The organism is Shewanella saliphila, assembly GCF_014648295.1.
Taxonomy (GTDB): domain Bacteria; phylum Pseudomonadota; class Gammaproteobacteria; order Enterobacterales; family Shewanellaceae; genus Shewanella; species Shewanella saliphila.
Genome location: NZ_BMQV01000092.1, coordinates 1 through 1,653, shown reverse-complemented (window position 1 = coordinate 1,653; position 1,653 = coordinate 1). Strand labels below are relative to the sequence as shown.

Below are 1,653 nucleotides of genomic sequence, written 5' to 3'. Positions count from 1 at the left end.
TTTTCGCCGTTGAATTGTGTGTTTTGAAGCACTTAATTCAACCTAACTCGGTGACCGCTTTCGCTGTCTTCCGTGTCAGTGGATGCGCATTATAGGCACCATGAGATTTAGTGCAACCCCTTTTTTTACTAATTTTTCATTTAATTTTTATACCTGAGTTAACACCAAAATAAGCACAAGATACCCACAGATTTATTCACAAACCAGCTTGTATGATTTAATGTTTGACCTTTGTAAGCTCTATATTTTCATTGCTTTGAATATTACAACACCCTCTCGATGACGGGTTTTATGTATATAGCGCCAAAACAGACGATGCTAATTGATAACCTTTGGTTTATTACTCTGCATTTTATATTCTACATTTAGTATTGAACGGAAGATTAACTGAACAAACCCACTACTTGTTCGATATAAAGTAAGCGAATAGATAACCACAACCAGCATCGATAGTTTAAAAATTTGTAAATACCTGCTCAATTGTAAATTTGGAGCCTGTGATGACAACTCATATAACAAAGTGCAACGACAACAACTCACTGAGGCCAGCTAAAACAACATCACTAGATCAGCTCCATAAACCTAAACCATTACACTTTATTCCGGCAAAACAAACGGCGGCTTAAATCCGCGTGTGAACTAAAAAATACGGTTAAGTTTGATACCGGCACAGGTCAACCCATGCTCCCTGCTGAATAACTTACAAACAATATCGTACCCATAACCAAATGGCTTACGTTATGAAAATGTATATCGATGTTCCTACTGTCTTTTATGTAATGTGATATAGAGGTTTATTCAAATGCAGAATGGTGTTGAGTCATCAGTCAAAGATAGAACGATGCATGACAAATACACCGGCAAATATAAGCTTGGTTCCCCTTTTTGTTAATAGGGCAGCTATGTGGCAACACTTGAAGCAAATTTCAGAGGCAACGCACTCAGATAGATATGCTCTTTTTATTATAGATGGCGCAGGGTAGCATAAGGATGATATAGCCAAAGAATTTAATAATTTATCAACCCTCAAATTGCCACCTTATTCTCCAGAGCTAAACCCAATAGAGCAAGTATGGCAATGGTTAAGACTGTCTGTTTGGCAAATTTGTGTTTTGAAGGTTATAACGATATCGTTGATCAGTGTTGTAAAGCCTGGAATATCTTTATTCAGTGCAAGGACAGGGTAAATAGTTTGTGTACACGAGGCCGGTTTAATATGGGTAAAGTCTAATGCGGATTGGTATAAGGATTGGTGCACAAACCTTAAACTCCAAACATAAAAGCCCATTTCGTTAGCAACGGGCTTTCATACTTATTAGGCGTCTGGAAATGACCTATTCCAACATGGGCATATCGACCACACTGCTATCTCGCTCATTTGACACACAAACATCAGACGTAAAAAAGCCCGTTGCGTTAGCAACGGGCTTTTTTACTTATTAGGCGCCTGGAAATGAAGCTCTATGGTTTCCAGACAAATTTTTTCTAGGTCAATTCACTAGATTATTCGTGGTGCTGATACCCAGAATCGAACTGGGGACCTCATCCTTACCAAGGATGCGCTCTACCGACTGAGCCATATCAGCAAACTCTGTACATATTGAGCTTATTTTGCGTCTGGAAATGAAGCTCTATGGTTTCCAGACAAATTTT

The 1,653-nt window shown here is 38.6% G+C and carries 1 tRNA gene and 1 pseudogene; one reads left to right on the top strand and one right to left on the bottom strand.

Annotated features, from left to right (window positions below):
* Positions 1-902: 902 nt before the first annotated feature.
* Positions 903-1,231: pseudogene (locus IEY48_RS20520) on the top strand (transposase); the annotation flags it as partial.
* 279 nt (positions 1,232-1,510) lie between these two features.
* Here the strand turns inward: IEY48_RS20520 and IEY48_RS20185 are convergent.
* Positions 1,511-1,586: transfer RNA gene (locus IEY48_RS20185), tRNA-Thr, on the bottom strand.
* Positions 1,587-1,653: the final 67 nt, after the last annotated feature.